Origin of the sequence: Pseudomonas sp. 22515, assembly GCF_052044625.1 — a bacterium.
Lineage (GTDB): Bacteria > Pseudomonadota > Gammaproteobacteria > Pseudomonadales > Pseudomonadaceae > Aquipseudomonas > Aquipseudomonas alloputida.
Window position 1 is genome coordinate 401,572 of sequence record NZ_JBQENN010000001.1, and the last position, 17,839, is coordinate 419,410.

At 63.5% G+C, this 17,839-nt stretch carries 17 protein-coding genes; 2 read left to right on the plus strand and 15 right to left on the minus strand.

Features of this window, described 5'->3' with window-relative positions; translation table 11 throughout:
- Positions 1-56: 56 nt before the first annotated feature.
- Positions 57-1,328: an Hsp70 family protein gene (locus ACTJJN_RS01780; RefSeq protein WP_003249625.1), complete on the minus strand. Its 1,272-nt coding sequence runs from the start codon at positions 1,326-1,328 to the stop codon at positions 57-59.
- Between the two features lie 164 nt (positions 1,329-1,492).
- Here ACTJJN_RS01780 and cbpA point away from each other — a divergent pair, with 164 nt between their 5' ends.
- On the plus strand, positions 1,493-2,452 hold the full coding sequence (gene cbpA, locus ACTJJN_RS01785) for a curved DNA-binding protein (RefSeq protein WP_440780834.1): 960 nt from the start codon (positions 1,493-1,495) through the stop codon (positions 2,450-2,452).
- A 2-nt stretch (positions 2,453-2,454) separates the two neighbouring features.
- Complete coding sequence (locus ACTJJN_RS01790) at positions 2,455-2,760, plus strand: chaperone modulator CbpM (RefSeq protein WP_003249630.1); 306 nt, start codon at positions 2,455-2,457, stop codon at positions 2,758-2,760.
- Positions 2,761-3,092: 332 nt separating this feature from the next.
- On the opposite strand, the gene ACTJJN_RS01795 is transcribed toward ACTJJN_RS01790, so the two are convergent.
- From ACTJJN_RS01795 to ACTJJN_RS01860, 14 genes are all read right to left on the minus strand, one after another.
- A complete protein-coding gene (locus tag ACTJJN_RS01795; protein WP_088513274.1) occupies positions 3,093-3,608 on the minus strand; it encodes a GNAT family N-acetyltransferase in 516 nt (171 codons plus the stop codon).
- Positions 3,609-3,639: 31 nt separating this feature from the next.
- Complete coding sequence (gene urtE, locus ACTJJN_RS01800) at positions 3,640-4,338, minus strand: urea ABC transporter ATP-binding subunit UrtE (protein WP_440780837.1); 699 nt, start codon at positions 4,336-4,338, stop codon at positions 3,640-3,642.
- 154 nt (positions 4,339-4,492) lie between these two features.
- Positions 4,493-5,350 carry an urea ABC transporter ATP-binding protein UrtD gene (gene urtD, locus ACTJJN_RS01805; protein ID WP_003249637.1) on the minus strand — a complete coding sequence of 286 codons (858 nt, stop codon included), beginning with the start codon at positions 5,348-5,350 and terminating at the stop codon, positions 4,493-4,495.
- Positions 5,347-6,426 carry an urea ABC transporter permease subunit UrtC gene (urtC, locus tag ACTJJN_RS01810; protein WP_012053836.1) on the minus strand — a complete coding sequence of 360 codons (1,080 nt, stop codon included), beginning with the start codon at positions 6,424-6,426 and terminating at the stop codon, positions 5,347-5,349. The genes urtD and urtC overlap by 4 nt, the downstream gene beginning before the upstream one ends.
- Positions 6,426-7,913, minus strand: coding sequence for an urea ABC transporter permease subunit UrtB (gene urtB / locus ACTJJN_RS01815; RefSeq protein WP_004576469.1), 1,488 nt, complete (start codon positions 7,911-7,913; stop codon positions 6,426-6,428). The genes urtC and urtB overlap by 1 nt, the downstream gene beginning before the upstream one ends.
- Positions 7,914-8,053: 140 nt before the next feature.
- Positions 8,054-9,319 (minus strand): urea ABC transporter substrate-binding protein, encoded by a 1,266-nt coding sequence (urtA, locus tag ACTJJN_RS01820; RefSeq protein ID WP_012053834.1) that lies wholly within the window; start codon positions 9,317-9,319, stop codon positions 8,054-8,056.
- 296 nt (positions 9,320-9,615) lie between these two features.
- Positions 9,616-11,022 (minus strand): D-serine/D-alanine/glycine transporter, encoded by a 1,407-nt coding sequence (gene cycA / locus ACTJJN_RS01825; RefSeq protein ID WP_014754594.1) that lies wholly within the window; start codon positions 11,020-11,022, stop codon positions 9,616-9,618.
- A gap of 187 nt (positions 11,023-11,209) precedes the next feature.
- Complete coding sequence (locus ACTJJN_RS01830) at positions 11,210-12,577, minus strand: PepSY-associated TM helix domain-containing protein (RefSeq protein ID WP_004577041.1); 1,368 nt, start codon at positions 12,575-12,577, stop codon at positions 11,210-11,212.
- Positions 12,578-12,633: 56 nt separating this feature from the next.
- Entirely contained in the window at positions 12,634-14,700 is a 2,067-nt protein-coding gene (locus tag ACTJJN_RS01835) for a TonB-dependent copper receptor (protein ID WP_440780838.1), read from the minus strand.
- Between the two features lie 66 nt (positions 14,701-14,766).
- Positions 14,767-15,198, minus strand: a complete 432-nt coding sequence (locus tag ACTJJN_RS01840) for a DUF2946 domain-containing protein (protein WP_003249651.1) — start codon at positions 15,196-15,198, stop codon at positions 14,767-14,769.
- Positions 15,199-15,220: 22 nt separating this feature from the next.
- Positions 15,221-15,706, minus strand: coding sequence for a copper chaperone PCu(A)C (locus ACTJJN_RS01845; protein ID WP_004577044.1), 486 nt, complete (start codon positions 15,704-15,706; stop codon positions 15,221-15,223).
- 47 nt (positions 15,707-15,753) lie between these two features.
- The gene (locus ACTJJN_RS01850; protein ID WP_012053831.1) at positions 15,754-16,143 is read right to left on the minus strand and encodes a DUF2946 domain-containing protein; all 390 of its coding nucleotides are present in this window, start codon (positions 16,141-16,143) and stop codon (positions 15,754-15,756) included.
- A 269-nt stretch (positions 16,144-16,412) separates the two neighbouring features.
- Positions 16,413-17,267 carry an SPFH domain-containing protein gene (locus ACTJJN_RS01855; RefSeq protein ID WP_012053830.1) on the minus strand — a complete coding sequence of 285 codons (855 nt, stop codon included), beginning with the start codon at positions 17,265-17,267 and terminating at the stop codon, positions 16,413-16,415.
- Positions 17,268-17,293: 26 nt separating this feature from the next.
- Positions 17,294-17,731: an NfeD family protein gene (locus ACTJJN_RS01860; RefSeq protein WP_012053829.1), complete on the minus strand. Its 438-nt coding sequence runs from the start codon at positions 17,729-17,731 to the stop codon at positions 17,294-17,296.
- Between the last annotated feature and the right edge of the window lie 108 nt (positions 17,732-17,839).

Genomic DNA, 17,839 nt, shown 5'->3' on the forward strand with positions numbered 1-17,839 from the left:
TGGTGGAGATTGGCCAGCAGGCCCGGCCCGTTCGCGGCTACAAGCTAAACGACAAATCAGGCCGCGCCGTAACGCTTGCGCGCCTCGATGGCCAGCCCGCTACCAATGCTGCCAAAGATGTTGCCTTCCACATGCCGCGCATTCGGCAGCATCGCCGAAACACTGTTGCGCAGCGCCGGAATGCCGCTTGAACCACCGGTGAAGAACACCGTATCGACCTGGTCTTCGCTTACCCCAGCCTTGGCCAGCAGTTCGGTCACGCTACCGCGCACGCGCTCCAGCAGGCCTTCGATCGCCTCTTCGAACAGCGCGCGGGTCAGTTCCGCAGTCAGCTCGGGCTCGACGCGGCGCAGGTCGATGTGGCGGCTGTCATGCTCGGTCAGCTCGATCTTGCTGGCTTCTACTTCCATCGCCAGCCAGTGCCCAGCGCGCTGCTCGATCAGTTTGAACAGGCGATCGATGCCGAAGCTGTCCTCGATGTCATAGCGCATGCTACCCAGCGCCAACTGTGATTTCTGCGAATACAAGGCGTTGATGGTGTGCCAGGTGGCCAGGTTGAGGTGGTAGCTGGTCGGCATCAGCGCACCGCTCTTCATGCGGCTGCCGTAGCCAAACAACGGCATCACGCCCTGAAGGCTCAGTTGCTTGTCGAAGTCGGTACCGCCAATGTGCACACCGCCCGTGGCGAGGATGTCGCTTTGGCGCTCGGCGACCCGATGGCGCTCGGGCGACAGGCGGATCAGGGTGAAGTCCGAGGTACCACCGCCGATGTCGACGATCAGCACCAGCTCTTCGCGGCTGATGCTCGACTCATAGTCGAAGGCTGCGGCAATCGGTTCGTACTGGAACGACACGTCCTTGAAGCCGATTTTGCGCGCCACTTCGGCCAAGGTGTCCTCGGCCTCCTGGTCGGCAGCCGGGTCTTCGTCGACGAAGAACACCGGGCGGCCCAGCACCACCTGGTCGAATTCACGGCCAGCGGCCGCTTCAGCGCGCTTCTTGAGCTCGCCGATGAACATGCCCAGCAGGTCCTTGAACGGCAGGGCGCTGCCCAGCACGCTGGTGTCGTGCTTGATCAGCTTCGAGCCCAGCAGGCTTTTCAGCGAGCGCATCAGGCGGCCTTCGTAGCCTTCCAGGTACTCGTGCAGCGCCAGGCGGCCATACACCGGGCGCCGCTCTTCGATATTGAAGAACACCACCGAGGGCAAGGTGATCTTGCCGTCTTCCAGGGCAATCAGCGACTCGACGCCAGGCCGGTGCCAACCGACCGTGGAGTTGGAGGTGCCAAAGTCGATGCCCAGGGCGCGGGCCGGGGATACGTCAGACATGGGAAATGGGCTTCCGGAGGCAAAACGGCCGCGCAGTGTATGCCAGTTGGCTACAGAATCAAGACCAGTCGTCTGCCTTGAGGCAAACCCAAGTCGGTCTTGAAAGGCTATGCTTGACCCCTATCTTCAGTTGCAACACGCACATTCACATTGGTGATCCACAAATGGACTTCAAAGACTATTACAAGATACTCGGCGTAGAGCCCACTGCGGACGAAAAGGCGATCAAGGCCGCGTACCGCAAACTGGCGCGCAAGTATCACCCCGATGTCAGTAAGGAGCGCGACGCCGAGGAGAAATTCAAGGAGGCCAACGAGGCCTATGAGGTGCTGGGCGACGCGCAGAAACGTGCCGAGTTCGATGAAATCCGCAAATACGGCGGCCAGCATGGCCGGCCGTTCCAGGCCCCACCGGGTTGGGAAAACCGTGGCGGTGGCGGCGGCTTCGAAGGCGGCGACTTCTCCGACTTCTTCAGCTCGATCTTCGGTGGGCGCAGTGCGGGTGGCAACCCCTTCGGTGGCGCCCGGCAGCAGCAACGCAGTGCCGGCAGGCGGGGGCAGGACGTGGAGCTTGAACTGGCAGTGTTCCTTGAGGAGACCCTGAGCAAGGAGTCCAAGCAGATCAGCTTCCAGGTGCCGCAAACCAATGCCATGGGCCAGCGCACCGGCTTCACCACCAAGACCTTGAACGTGAGGATTCCGGCTGGGGTGACCGACGGCGAGCGCATCCGCCTCAAGGGCCAGGGTGCGCCGGGCAGCGGTGGCGGGGTCAACGGTGACCTGTTCCTGACCATCCGCATGGCACCGCACCCGCTGTTCGATGTCGAAGGTCATGACCTGATCATCACTGTGCCGTTGGCACCGTGGGAGGCGGCCCTGGGCGCCAAGGTGGCGGTTCCGACCCTGGATGGCAAGATCAACCTGACCATCCGTCCTGACAGCCAGAGCGGCCAGCGCCTGCGTGTACCGGGCAAGGGCCTGGTCAACAAGCAGGGAGCGCGCGGCAACCTTTATGCGCAGCTCAAGGTGGTGATGCCGCCTGCGTCGGACGAATCTGCCCGCGAACTCTGGACCAAGCTTTCCGAGAAAGCTGCGTTCAACCCGAGGACACAATGGAGTAAGTGATCATGAGCAGCACCCTGATCGTTCAACTGGACATGCGTACCCTGTGTCAGGAAGCCGATGTCACGGCTGAATGCGTGATCGAAATCGTCGAACATGGCATTGTCGAACCTTCCGGGCGAACGCCGGAGGACTGGCTGTTTGACGATCAGGCGCCGCTGGTGACCAAACGAGCGGTGAAGCTGCACCAGGAGCTGGAACTGGAGTGGGAAGGGGTGGCGCTGGCGCTGGAGCTACTGCAGGAGGTGCAGCAGTTGCGCAGTGAGAACAACATGCTGAAGCAGCGGCTGGGCCGGTTTATTCAGATGTAGGTTCCCTTGCCGGCATCTGTGGGAGCGGCCTTGTGTCGCGATGGGCTGTGCAGCAGCCCCAGATCTTTGCTCCACCNTGCTTTGCAGCCCGTTCGCGACACAAGGCCGCTCCCACAATGGACCGCATTTCAGGTCGGTCCGGCGCCCGGGTTCAACCTTCCGGGCGAACGCCGGAGGACTGGCTGTTTGACGATCAGGCCTTGCCGGTATCTGTGGGCCTTGTGTCGCGATGGGCTGTGCAGCAGCCCCAGATCTTTGTTTCACCGAAAAATTGCCAGGGCTGCTTTGCAGCCCGTTCGCGACCCAAGGTTGCGCCCGCAATGGACCGTATTTCAGGTCGGTTCGGCGCCCGGGTTCAGCACCAGTTGCATGAAGGTCAGATCAAGCCAGCGGCCAAACTTTACCCCCACCTGCGGCATCTGGCCGGTCACCACGAAGCCCAGCCGCTCATGCAGGCGAACCGACGCCGCATTGCCACTCTCGATGGCCGCCACCATCACATGCTTGCCGCACCCCTTCGCACGCTCGATCAGCGCGGCCATCAACACCGGCCCCACTCCCTTGCCCCGTTGGTCGCCACGGACATACACCGAGTGCTCCACAGTCAGGCGAAAGCCCTCGAACGGCCGCCAGTCGCCAAACGAGGCATACCCCAGCACGCCCGTCTCATCTGTAGCTACCAAAATCGGGTAGCCCTGCTGCGCCCGCGCTTCAAACCAGGCCTGGCGGTTGCCGAGGTCCACTGGGGTTTCGTTCCAGATCGCTGTGGTGTTGAGCACCGCGTCGTTGTAGATGTCCAGTATGCCCGGCACATCGGTGGGCCGGGCATCGCGAATTTCGTAGCTCATGACAGCGTCTCGCAAAGTCGTTGTTCGCAGATTAAATGGTTACCAGCCCGTGTACACCTTCGGCTTGCATGTTTTCGCCGCGGCCGCGCTGGATGATTTCGCCGCGGGCCATGACCAGGTACTGGTCAGCCAGCGCTTCGGCAAAGTCGTAGAACTGCTCCACCAGCAAAATTGCCATGTCGCCACGCTCGGCCAAGCGGCGGATGACCGCGCCGATCTCCTTGATCACCGACGGCTGGATGCCTTCGGTCGGCTCGTCGAGAATCAGCAAGCGTGGGCGGCTGGCCAGGGCGCGGCCGATGGCCAGCTGTTGCTGCTGGCCGCCAGACAGGTCGCCACCGCGGCGTTGTTTCATCTGCTCCAGCACAGGGAACAGCTCGTAGATGAAGGCCGGGACCTCGCGGGCTTCGCGGGCGGGGAAGCGCGACAGGCCCATCAGCAGGTTTTCCTCGACGGTCAGGCGCGGGAAGATCTCGCGGCCCTGGGGCACGTAGGCGATGCCGGCCTGCACCCGTTGCTGTGGTTTGAACGCGGTGATCGGCTTGCCTTCCCATTCGATGCTGCCGTCGCGGGCGGGCACCAGGCCCATCAGGCAGCGCAGCAAGGTGGTCTTGCCCACGCCGTTGCGGCCCAGCAGGCAGGTCACTTCGCCGACCTTGGCTTCGAAGGACAGGCCGCGCAGGATGTGGCTGCCGCCGTAGTACTGGTGCAGGGTGTCGATCTTGAGCATGTGAGAGTTCCTGAAAGGGATGCTGTGCCTAAGCCGGCCTTTTCGCGGGCAAGCCCGCTCCTACGACGGGAACCGCCCCATGGCATTACGCCCCCTGTAGGAGCGGGTTTACCCGCGAAGAGGCCGGCACAGGCGCCAAAAATTTCAAATCCGGTCACCGGCCCAGATACACCTCGACCACCCGCTCATCTGCCTGCACCTGCTCCAGCGAGCCTTCCGCCAGCACGCTCCCCTGGTGCAGCACGGTCACATGGTCGGCAATGCTGCCGACGAAGCCCATGTCATGCTCCACCACCATCAGCGAATGCTTGCCAGCCAGGCCCTTGAACAGCTCGGCGGTAAATTCGGTCTCGGCATCGGTCATGCCGGCCACCGGTTCATCGAGCAGCAGCAGTTGCGGCTCCTGCACCAGCAGCATGCCGATCTCCAGAAACTGCTTCTGCCCATGCGACAGCAAGCCGGCCTGGCGCTGCGCCAGCGGCAGCAGGCGCAAGGTGGTCAGCACGTCCTCGATACGCTGGCGCTGGTCACCGCTCAGGCGCGCGGCCAGGCTGGCCCACACCGACTTGTCGGTCTTCAGCGCCAGTTCCAGGTTCTCGAACACGGTCAGCGCTTCGAACACTGTGGGCTTCTGGAACTTGCGGCCAATGCCGGCCTGGGCGATCTGGTATTCGCTCATGCGGGTCAGGTCGAGGGTATCGCCGAAGTAAGCCGTGCCGCTGTCGGGGCGGGTCTTGCCGGTGATTACGTCCATCATCGTGGTCTTGCCGGCGCCGTTGGGGCCGATGATGCAGCGCAGCTCGCCCACCCCGATGTACAGGTTCAGCGCGTTGAGCGCCTTGAAACCATCGAAGCTGACGCTGATGTCTTCCAGGCTCAGCACCGTACCGTGGCGGGTATCCAGGCCGGCCTTGCGGCTGTGGCCCAGGCCGATGGCATCGCGCCCGGCGCCGAGGTTGTCGAATACCGGTTCCAGCATGAACTCCGGGTGGACTGGGGGCACGCCTCTCATGGCTGGCTCCTTTTCTTCAACAGGCCGACCACGCCCTTGGGCAGGTACAGGGTAACGAGGATGAACAACGCGCCGAGGAAGAACAGCCAGAACTCGGGGAAGGCCACGGTGAACCAGCTTTTCATACCGTTGACCAGGCCGGCACCGAGCAGCGGGCCGATCAGCGTGCCGCGCCCGCCCAAGGCTACCCAGACGGCGGCTTCGATCGAGTTGGTCGGCGACATCTCGCTGGGGTTGATGATGCCCACCTGCGGCACGTACAGCGCACCGGCCAGGCCACACAGCACGGCGCTCAGTACCCACACCAGCAACTTGAAGCCGCGCGGGTCATAGCCACAGAACATCATGCGGTTTTCAGCGTCACGCACCGCGGTGAGCAGGCGGCCGAACTTGCTGCGGGTCAGGCGCCAGCACAGGTACAGGCTGGCAAGCAGCAGGGCCACGGTCAGCAGGAACAACACCGCGCGGGTGCCCTGGGCTGCAATGTCGAAGCCGAGGATGGTGCGGAAGCTGGTGAAGCCGTTGTTGCCACCGAAGCCGGTTTCGTTGCGGAAGAACAGCAGCATGCCGGCAAAGGTCAGGGCCTGGGTCATGATCGAGAAGTACACGCCTTTGATCCGCGAGCGGAAAGCGAACCAGCCGAACACCAGCGCCAGCAGCCCGGGCGCCAGCACCACCAGGCACAGGGCCCAGGCGAAATGCTGGGTACCGGCCCAGTACCAGGGCAGCTCGGTCCACGACAGGAATGTCATGAACCCGGGCAGGCCGTCGCCGGCGGCCTGCCGCATCAGGTACATGCCCATGGCATAGCCGCCCAAGGCGAAGAACAGGCCATGGCCCAGTGACAGCAGCCCGGCATAGCCCCAAACCAGGTCCAGGGCCAAGGCGACGATGGCGTAACAAAGAATCTTGCCGACCAGGGTCAGGGTGTAGGCCGACACCTGTAGAGCATGGTCTGCCGGCAGCAGTGAGCACAGTGGCAAAGCCACCAGCAGCAGGACGACGACGGCACCGAGGGTAAGGGTCAGGCGTGGGCCGGCCTTTTGCGTAGCAGTGACAAGCAGTGGCTGGTTCATCAGTCGATTACCCGTCCCTTGAGGGCGAACAGGCCTTGCGGGCGTTTCTGGATGAACAGAATGATCAACGCAAGGATGAGGATCTTGCCGAGTACGGCACCGATCTGCGGCTCCAGCAGCTTGTTGGCGATGCCCAGGCCGAACGCGGCCCAGAGGCTACCGGCCAGTTGCCCGACGCCGCCGAGCACCACCACCAGGAATGAATCGATGATGTAGCTTTGGCCCAGGTCCGGGCCGACATTGCCCACCTGGCTCAAGGCCACGCCACCGAGCCCTGCGATGCCCGAGCCAAGGCCAAAGGCGAGCATGTCGACGCGCCCGGTGGACACGCCGCAGCAGGCGGCCATGTTGCGGTTCTGGGTGACTGCGCGCACGTTCAGACCCAACCGGGTACGGTTGAGCAGCAGCCAGGTGAGCAGCACCACGGCCAGGGCGAAGCCGATGATGACCAGGCGGTTGTATGGCAGCACCAGGTTGGGCAGCAGCTGGATGCCGCCAGACAGCCAGGCTGGGTTGCTCACCTCGACGTTCTGCGCGCCGAACAGCAGGCGGATGGCCTGGATCAGGATCAGGCTGATGCCCCAGGTGGCCAGCAGGGTTTCCAGTGGCCGGCCGTACAGGTGGCGGATCACCGTGCGCTCCAGCGCCATGCCTACCCCGGCACTGACGGCGAACGCCACCGGCAGGGCAATCAGCGGGTAGAACTCGATGGCGCCTGGGGCGAAGCGCTGCAGCAGTACCTGGACCATGTAGGTGCTGTAGGCGCCGAGCATCAACATCTCGCCATGGGCCATGTTGATCACCCCAAGCAGGCCGAAGGTGATCGCAAGGCCCAGCGCTGCCAGCAGCAGGACCGAACCCAGCGACAGGCCGCTGAAGGCCTGGCCGAGCAGTTCGCCTACCAGCAGTTTGCGCTTGACCTGGGCCAGGCTCGTTTCGGCGGCTGTGCGCACGCCCGGGTCGCGTTCCGCATCGGGCTGCAGCAGGGCTTCGAGGCGCGTGCGGGCCAGCGGGTCGCCGGTTTCACCCAGCAGGCGCACGGCGGCCAGGCGCACTGCTGGCTCGCTGGCGCCCAGTTGCAGGTTGGCCAGGGCCAGGCCGAGGGCGGCCTGTACAGCGGCGTCCGGCTCGGCGGCGAAGCGCCGGTCGAGGAAGGCCATTTGCGCGGGTTGTGCGCTTTTCTGCAATTGCTGGGCCGCGGCCAGGCGGGTGTCGCTGTTGTCGCTGAGCAACTGGTGGCTGGCCAGGGCGTTGTCGATCAGGCCGCGCAGGCGGTTGTTCAGGCGCACCTTGCGGGTGTCGTCGGCAGCGATGCGGCCTTGGCGCAGGTTTTCCAGCAGCGGCAGGCGCGCAGCATCGGGTTGTGCTGCCCAACCTTCGAGCAGGCGGCCTTGCTCGGCGGGCTTGGCGGTGAGAAAGAATTCGCCCTCGCTGGCGTGGGTTGCCAGGGGCATTAGCAGGAGAAGGGTGAGCAGGAGTCTGAGCATGCGGGCAATCCTGGAAATCGGTGTTGGATTCTTCGCGGGTGAACCCGCGCCTACACAGGGACGGTGCAAGGTTTGAAACCTGCGCGGTCCTTGTAGGAGCGGGTTCACCCGCGAATGGGCTGCAAAGCAGCCCCATGCACTCAGTTACCTTTCACGGCGTAATCTGGCCGCTTCTCATTGCCCGGAATGAACGGGCTCCATGGCTGCGCCCGCAGTGGCTGCTCGGTTTCCCACACCACGCTGAACTGGCCGTCATCCTGAATCTCGCCGATCATCACCGGCTTGTGCAGGTGGTGGTTAGTCTTGTCCATGGTCAGGGTGAAGCCCGACGGCGCCTCGAAGCTCTGCCCGGCCAGTGCTTCGCGGACCTTGTCAACGTCAGTGGACTTGGCTTTCTCGACAGCCTGGGCCCACATGTGGATGCCCACGTAGGTGGCTTCCATGGGGTCGTTGGTCACGGCCTTGTCGGCACCCGGCAGGCCCTTGGCCTTGGCGTAGGCCTTCCAGTCGGCGACGAATTTCTGGTTGACCGGGTTATCCACCGATTCGAAGTAGTTCCACGCCGCCAGGTGGCCCACCAGCGGTTTGGTGTCGATGCCGCGCAGTTCCTCCTCGCCCACCGAGAAGGCCACCACCGGCACGTCGGTGGCCTTCAGGCCCTGGTTGGCCAGTTCCTTGTAGAACGGCACGTTGGAGTCACCGTTGACTGTGGATATGACAGCGGTCTTGCCGCCGGCGGAGAACTTTTTGATGCTGGCGACAATGGTCTGGTAATCAGCGTGGCCAAAGGGCGTGTACACCTCTTCGATGTCCTTGTCGGCCACGCCTTTGCTGTGCAGGAATGCGCGCAGGATCTTGTTGGTGGTGCGCGGGTAGACGTAATCGGTGCCCAACAGGAAGAAGCGCTTGGCGCTGCCGCCGTCCTCGCTCATCAGGTATTCCACGGCCGGGATGGCCTGCTGGTTCGGGGCGGCGCCCGTGTAGAACACGTTCGGCGACATCTCTTCGCCCTCATACTGCACCGGGTAGAACAGCAGGCCGTTGAGTTCTTCGAACACCGGCAGAACGGACTTGCGCGACACGGAGGTCCAGCAGCCGAACACCACGGCCACTTTGTCTTGGGTCAGCAGTTGGCGGCTCTTTTCAGCGAACAGCGGCCAGTTGGACGCCGGGTCGACCACCACCGGTTCCAGCATCTTGCCGTTCACGCCACCCTTGGCGTTGATCTGCTCGATGGTCATCAGCGCCATGTCCTTGAGCGATGTCTCGGAAATGGCCATGGTCCCGGAAAGCGAATGCAGGATACCGACCTTGATGGTCTCGGCGGCCTGGATACTCCAGCTCAGGCCCATCGCCGCAATCGATGCGCTGAGGGTAAGGGCCTTGATCAGACTGCGACGCTTCATGTGCTCTCTCCGCTGAGTTTTTTATGGTGTTGGGCAAGCGGGGAGGGCGTTGCAAGGGGTGTGCCTAGTGGCAAAAGGTACGGTTTAGAGGGGCTGTGCGAGGTGTTGGGGCGTTGGTTGGATCCAGGTTGGTGCCTGATGGAATTGTGTGCACAGGATTGGGGCCGCGGTGCGGCCCATCGCGACACAAGGCCGCTCCCACAGGGAAGGCGCCAGCTTTTAGAAATTGAGCAAGACAGTTGCTCCCACATCGGACGGCGTACACCGTGCCTTCGTGGGAGCTGCCCCCGAGGCCATCAGCCGTTACGCACGGCCGTGCGGGGATGGCGCCTGCTGCGTACGAGCTGGTAGGTCACCGCCAGCACCACAAACCAGATCGGCGTCACCACCAGCGCTGAACGGGTATCCGCTTCCAGGCTCAGCAACACCAGGATGAAAGCGAAGAACGACAGGCACACGTAGCACATGAAGCGCCCGCCCGGCATCTTGTAGTTCGATGCCTGGTGCAGCGCCGCGCGGTCTTTGCGGTACTTCAGGTATGACAGCAGAATCAGCGTCCACACGAACATGAACAGTACCGCCGACACGGTGGTGACCAGGGTGAATGCCTCGACCACGTTCGGCACCAGGTAGATCAGCACCGCACCGAGCAACAGGCAGGTGCACGAGAAGTACAGGCCGTTGGCCGGCACCGAACGGCTCGACAGTTTTTCAAAGGCCTTGGGCGCGTCACCTTCCTGCGACAGGCCGTAGAGCATGCGGCTGGTGGAGAATACGCCGCTGTTGGCCGAGGAGGCTGCCGAGGTCAGCACCACGAAGTTGATGATGCTCGCTGCCGCCGGCAGGCCTGCCAGCACGAACAACTCAACGAACGGGCTCTTGCCTGGCACCACGTCGCGCCACGGGGTCACGGCCATGATCGCGATCAGCGCCAGCACATAGAACACGATGATGCGGATCGGGATCGAATTGATCGCCCGCGGCAGGGTGCGTTCCGGGTTCTTCGCTTCGGCGGCGGTGGTACCCACCAGCTCGATGCCGACGAAGGCGAACACGGCGATCTGGAAACCGGCGAAGAAGCCCATCAGGCCATGGGGGAACATGCCGCCGTCATTCCACAGGTTGGCCAGCTGGGCGGTGCGCCCGCTGGGCGAGGTGAAGCCGGTGATGACCATGTATAGGCCGGTCGCGACCAGACCGAGGATGGCAACGATCTTGACCAGGGCGAACCAGAACTCCATTTCGCCGAACATTTTTACGGTGACCAGGTTCAGCGACAGCAGCAGCCCTACGCAGGTCAGCGCCGGTATCCACTGCGGCAAGTCAGGGAACCAGAACTGCGTGTAGGCGGCGATGGCGACCACATCGGCAATGCCGGTGACCACCCAGCAGAACCAGTAGGTCCAGCCAGTAAAGTAGCCGGCCCAGGGGCCGAGCAGGCCGGCGGAAAAGTCGATGAACGATTTGTAGTTCAGGTTCGACAGCAGCAGTTCGCCCATGGCGCGCATGACAAAGAACAGCATGAAGCCGATAATCATGTAGACGAAGATGATCGATGGCCCGGCCAGGCTGATGGTCTTGCCTGAGCCCATGAACAGACCGGTACCGATCGCGCCGCCGATGGCGATCAGCTGGATGTGGCGGTTGGTCAGGTTGCGTTGCAGGTGCGGTTCATCTGTCGCTATGGGTGAGGTTTGCGTCATAGGCTGCATTCCCTTGTAAAGGCCAGTCTTCTTGTCAGAGGTAGCCGGCTAGGCTAACACGCGCGTTCCAGTTCGGGGCGCGACAGATCGACTCTCCATTTGCAGCTCAGCATTTGGCCTGGACCGGCCTCTTCGCGGGTAAACCCGGCCCTACAAAGNGAAGAGGCCAGCACAGGCAACACAAGGCTCAAGCGCTGGCCAAGACCCGGCGGCGCCTCACCACCAAACTATCCACCCCCCACATCACCACCATCGACACCCCTACCAGCGGGAACATCACCCCCAGCACCAGCATCACTGCCACCGCCGCCTTCCAGCGTGGCAGGTCATGACGCAAAGGCGGTACGCCCAGGCCGCCGTCCGGCCGGCGCTTCCACCACATCACCAGCCCGCTCACCGAACCCAGCAGGATCATCAGGCACACCAGCAGGATGATGATCTGGTTCAGCGCCCCGAACATCTTGCCTTCGTGCAGCATCACGCCCAGCTCGGTGGCGCGGGCAACCGGGCTGTAGTCCTGCCAGCGCACATCGGCCAGAACCTTGCCGGTGTATTGATCGACATGCAGGGTGGCGTCGTTGCGCGGGTCGTCGGCGAACACGGCAATGGTGAACACCCCGTCGGCAGTCGTGGGCAGGGTAATGCTGTAGCCCGGCTCGACCTGGCGCGAAGTGGCAATGTCTTCGACCTGTTGCACGCTCACCTGGGGCGCTGCGGGCAGGTCCGACATCATGTGGTGCCCGCCGTGCTCGGCGTGTGCACCGGACTGTGGCATCGGCGTGTTTTCCATGGCCCAGGGTACGGTCTGGCGGTGTGCGCTGTTCAGCTCACGCGCCTGCTGGTCCGACGTGGGCACGTCGTTCCACATGGCTGCCGGGAAGCGGTTCCACAAATCAGCGTACTGCTTGCCCCACAAGCCGGTCCAGGTCATGCCGCTGACCAGCATCAACAACAGCAAGGCCGAACCCCAGAAACCGGTTACCGCGTGCAGGTCACGCCAGAACAGCCGGCCGCGCGCCGACAGCCGCGGCCAAAGCACGCCAGCGCCACTGCGCCCGCGCGGCCACCACAGGTACAGGCCCGATACCACCAGCACGATGCCCCAGCCCGCCGCCAGTTCCACCAGCCGGTCACCGACCGTGCCGACCATCAGCTCGCCATGCAGGGCGCGGGCGATGGCCTGCAGGTTCTGCTTGCCGTCCTGTTCGCCGAGGACCTTGCCGCTGTATGGGTCGACGAACACGTTCAGTTCGCGCCCGCCGTCATGCACCACGAACTGCGCACTGCGCGCGGCGTTCAGTGGCGGCAAGTACTGGGCGATGTGGCCCTTTGGGTAGGCTTGGCGCACTTCAGCCAGCATCGTGTCTGCGCCCTGCCGGTGCTGGCCGGCCTCGACCACCATCAGCTCGCGGTACAGCAGCGGGTCGAGCTGGGGCTTGAACAAGTAGATGATCCCGGTGATTGCCAACAGGATCATGAACGGGGCCACGAACAGCCCCGCATAAAAATGCCAACGCCAGGCCAGGTTATAGAAAGAGACGCGTGTTCCTCTCATGGGAACCTCCTTTTTTGACCAGCTGAAAGGCGCAACCGAAGCTGCGCCCGTTGTTGTCAGAAGCTGAAGTCGACCTTGGTCCAGAAGGTCCTGCCTGGCTCGTTGACCGGCTGTGGATCTGTAGCCGGGTAGCCGAACCCGGCGTTCCCGGCCAGGTTCAAGTGCTCGGCGTAGGTTTTGTCGAACAGGTTGTCGACCCCTGCGCTGAGCTTGAGGTTGTTGTTCACCTTGTAGGCGCCGTTCAGGGAGAACACGCCGAAGCCGGCGCTCTTGTCGTAGTCCTTGCCGACGACGTTCCCTTGGTTTTCGGCAATGCGGTTTTGCGCCGCCACCAGCCGCCACAGTGCGCCGACGCTCCACACGTCGCGGCTGTAGGTCAGGCCCATGCGGCTTTCCAGGGGAGGCATTTGAGGTAGCGCTTTGCCGTCACTGCTGTTCTTGCCCCAAGCGTAGGCAAGCGTGGCGTCGGCCTTCCAGTTTTCAGTCAGCTGGTAGGCGGTGCCCAGTTCGCCACCCATGATGCGGGCGTCGATGTTCTGCGCCTGGGAGGTGCTCATGCCCATCATGCCGGTGCGGTAGTCGAACAGGATGTAGTCGCGAATCTGCCCGACATAGCCCGAAGCCCAGGCCTCCAGGCGCTCGGTGCGGTACTGGATGCCGAAGTCGAGCTGGGTAGTTTTCTCTGGCTTGATGCCGTCGAAGGCGTTGGCTGCCCCGGCGGGTGCCAGCTTGGGTGAGAACAGCTCCCAGTAGTCGGGGAAGCGCTGGGCGTGGCCGAGGCCGATGTAGGTGGTGGCCGGAATGGCTGCCAGGTCGTGCTCGTAGCGGATGAAACCGCTCGGCAAGGTGTCGGCACGGGTGTCGCCTTCGGTGGCGCTGGTTTTGCGGAAGTCACGCGCCGAGGCGCGGTCCAGGCGGGCGCCGGTAATCAAGCGGTCCTCACCGCTGACGTACCAGGTCAGTTCGCTGAAGGCGCCGTAGTTGTGGAAGTCGGCGTCCTTGGTCCAGGCCTGGCCCTTGTGTGCGTCCACACCCATACCGCCACGCTTGCGATGTTCGTTGGTTTGCGCGTCGATGCCGCTGATCAGCTGCACGTCGGCCCAGCGCCAGGTGGCCTTGATGCGTGCACCCATGGTGCGGCGGTCGACGTTGCTGACCATCGGCATGCCCATCATGCCGCTACCCGACGGCGTGCGCAGGCTGTAGTTGTCCATCACATGGTCGGCGTAGTTGTAGTAGACCTGCGCCTCGACCTTGTCGAGCACCTCGCCGAGGTTGGACTTTTCAAAGCGCAGGCCCAGGCTTTCGCGCTTGAACTGCGAACCGTCCATGCCGCGCCCGGCATAGCGGGCTTCGCCGTCACCCTTGCCGGCAGTCAGCTCCAGCAAGGTGTCCTGGTCGGGTGTCCAGCCGAGGGCGACATCGCCATTCCACTTTTCCCAGCGCGACGGCACGGTGTCGTTGTTGCCGTCGTGGTAGTCGTCCGAGCGTGACTGGTTGCCGACGAAGCGGGCATAGGCCTGACTGTTGCCGGCCGCAGCATCCAGCACCTTGTCGAAGCGGCCGTTGGAGCCGGCCAGCAGGCTTGCGTTGATGCGGCTGCCGAGGGTGCCGAACTTCTCTGGTTCGCGTTCGAAGAGGATGGTGCCGGCCGAGCCGCCGGGCCCCCAGATGACGCTCTGCGGGCCTTTGATCACGGTCAGGCGGTCGTAGGTTTCTGGCGAGATATAGGACGTGGGCGCGTCCATGCGATTGGGGCAGGCTCCAAGCATCAAGCCGCCGTTGGTGAGGATGTTCAGGCGCGAGCCGAACATGCCGCGCAATACCGGGTCGCCGTTGGTACCGCCAGCACGGATTGCCGAGAAGCCGGGGATGGTCTTCAGGTAGTCGGCGCCGTCGCTGGCCGGCACTGGCTGGCGCGGGTCTTTCGGGTTGGTGACCACGGTCAGCGGTGAACTCGGGGCCACGGCGGTGATCACCGTCGGGCTCAGCTCGGGTGCGTCGTGCACATGGCCTTCATGGCCAGGGTCGGCGGCCAGGGCCATGGGTGCGAGCAGCGAACCGCACAGGGCGGCGATGGTCCCACGCAGGGACAAGGCAAAAACAGGGGTGCAGCCGGACATAATGATTCCAGTCGATCAGTCATGAGTTAGCGCGAAGCCTCCTGGCTTCGTGCGCAAAATGTGGTTTCAGACGTTGATCGAAGAAGGCGGGGCGCGGCTGCGCGCACCAGGGAATACAGCCTGCCGGGCATGGCCCTGGTGCGTTGGCGCAAGCAGGTGGCTGGTGGGGACGATGCTGCCGGCGCTGAGCGGGCTGAGGGCCTGGGGCAGGGCCGGGCAGTTGAACAACAGGCTGCAGTAACCGCACTTTTCCCACATCACATGCAGCTGACCATCGCCGCCGTGACCGTGGTGGGCGTCGCCGCCGTGCTGATGGGCAGCCGCCATCGGCATGTCCATCGGCATGTTCATGCCCGCGTGGTGGTCCATCGGCATCGACTGGGAAATCAGCGGGCCGATGAAGATCATCCACATGGCGAACAGGCTCAGCCATCCGCCACCGGCGCGCCTGAGGTCAGGGCGGGTGGTACGGCCGATGCTGTGGCGCGGCAGGCTCATGGCGCGTGCCTGTCAGCAGGTATCAGTGCGCGTGTTCGTGGGCTTGCGGCTGGTCCGCTGGCGCCTGCTTCTGCACGGCCACTTCGACGGTGATGTCGCCGGCCTTCTCGAAGTGCAGGGTCAACGGGAAGCGTTTGCCGTCGCTGAGCAGGCTACGGTCCTTGGGCTGCATCAGCATCACGTGGTAGGCGCCAGGGGCAAAGGTCAGGTCCTTGCCGGCAGGTACTACCACACTGGGCACCTGTTGCATCTTCATGGCGCCAGTGGCGCTCATGGCATGCTCGTGCAGTTGCGCGTCATCGCTGATGGGGCTGTCGACGCTGAGCAGGCGGTCATCGGCCTGGCCTTTGTTGTGCACCACGAAATACGCGGCGACGTTAGGCGCGTTGGGTGGCAACTGCAGCGACCACGGGTGAGCAATGTGCAGGTCACCCACGCTGTATTCGTGGGCATTGGCAAAGGCGCCAGGCAGCAGCAGGGCGGCCATGACGAGGGCGTGCTTGAGCATGGTGAATCTCCGTTTCCGTTCTGGTTCAGGCAGACAGCGTGATGAACTCAGGCTAGCGGAGAGGCACGAGGATTCAGCCCAGGCCAGAGCTGGCGGGGCGTGGGTGTGTACTTGGCAGGTGGCGGCAGCAGCCCGCTGAGCAGTGTCGGCGGGTTGTGCAACTGTGGCGGGTAGCCGGGCAGGGCCAGCAACGGCACGGCACCAGAACAGCACCAGCAGTTCATCATGCCGGCGCTGTCGTCACCTTGCGGGCCGAGGTCGATCTTGGCCAGGGCCTGAACGTCGACGTTGGCCTTGTTGGCCATGCTGGAACAGAAAGCCCCCCACAGCAGCTGCTCGGCCGGGCCCTTGGGCGCAGCAGAAGACAGCGGCATGGCCAGCAAGTTGAATAGCACTGCAAGGCAGGCTATCCAGGCAATGTGCCGACGTGGGGGCATGGAGAGATCCGGTCAGGAATCGTGGTGGCTATTGTAAGGCGGAGTATAGGTAAAAATGCCGGGGTGCGGTGAAGTGACGCAGGTGGCCTGGTAATGGGGGCTGCTGTGCAGCCCATCGCGACACAAGGCCGCTCCCACAGAATTGCGTCAGCCTCGAATACTGCGCTGTCCTGTGGAAGCAACTGTCTTGCTCAATTTCTAAAAGCTGGCGCGATCCCTGTGGGAGCGGCCTTGTGTCGCGATAGGGGCGCAAAGCGCCCCCGACACTCTCAAACCTTGTTGCGGCCCATCAACCCGCGCACGGTCTCTTGCAGGTCAGCCGGCAACACCACCACCTTGGCATTGCTGCTGCCCGCCAGGTTCTCCATCGCGCCCACATAGCGTTCGCCCAATAGGTACATCGCCGGTACGGTCTCGTTGCCCACCGCTTCCTTCACCAGCGAAATCGAGCGCGCCGAGGCCTCGGCCAGGCTGATCTGCGCCTCGGCATCCAGCCTGGCCGCCTGCAGGCGCGCCTCTGCTTCAAGGATCGCCGCCTGTTTGGCCCCTTCGGCGCGGGTGACGTCGGCCTTGCGCTCACGCTCGGCTGCGGCCTGGCGTTCCATGGCCAACTGCATGTTTTCCGAAGGTTTGATGTCTTGAATTTCCACCGAGCGCACGGTCACGCCCCAGTCTTCGGTCTGCTCGGACATTGCATCGCGCAGACGGGCCTTGATCTGCTCGCGGCTGGACAGCGCCTCGTCGAGGTCCATTGCACCGACGATGGCGCGCAGCGAGGTCATGGTCAGGCTGGTGACGGCGAACGAGAAGTCCTGCACGCCATACGAGGCTTTCTGCGGGTCGACTACCTTGGCGAAACACAGGGCGTTGGCGACGATTACCGCGTTGTCCTTGGTGATGATTTCCTGCTGCTGCACATCGAGGATGATGTCCTTGGTCGGCAGGCGGTAGGCGACCACGTCCATGTAGGGGATGACAATGTTCAGGCCCGGCTTGAGGGTGCTGTGGTAGCGGCCCAGGCGCTCGACGATCCATTCCTCGCCCTGGGGCACGATGCGTACCCCCTTGAACACGGTGATTAGGACGAACAGGGCAATGGCGCCGACGACGATGAGGCTGGTCATGCTGCAAAATTCCTTTTAATGCGGATTCAGGCCCGGATAACGCGGGCGGTGTTCCCCTCGATGGCGGTCAGGCGTACCCGCTCGCCGGCAGCGATCTGGCCATCGGCGATGCAGGTCCATTCTTCGTTGCCGAGGATCGGCTTCTGGAAGCGTACGCGGCCTTTCTGGAACTCCGACACGGGAGCGGTCAGCAGGCCCACTTCGCCGATCACGCTGTCGGCGGTCCAGCGCACATCCGGCTGCTTGCGCCGAAACACTTTGAACCACAGCACAGTGGTGGCCGACGACAGCAGTACCCACAGCAGGACCTGCATGTCCAGTTGCAGGCTGGGTGCGGCGAGCGAGATAAGCGAGACCAGCACGGCGCCGATGCCGAACCAGAGTATGAAGAACGTTGGGAGGACCAGTTCAAGCAGGATCAGCGCGATGCCGAAGACCAGCCAGATCCACCATTGCATTTCCATATGGGTGAAACCTTCCGGGGGAGGGGCGTCGAGTTTAAGGCAGCAGAGCGGCAACGGGCCACTGGGTTAGTTGGAAGAAAAGTCTGAAATCTTTGTAGGAGTGCCTGT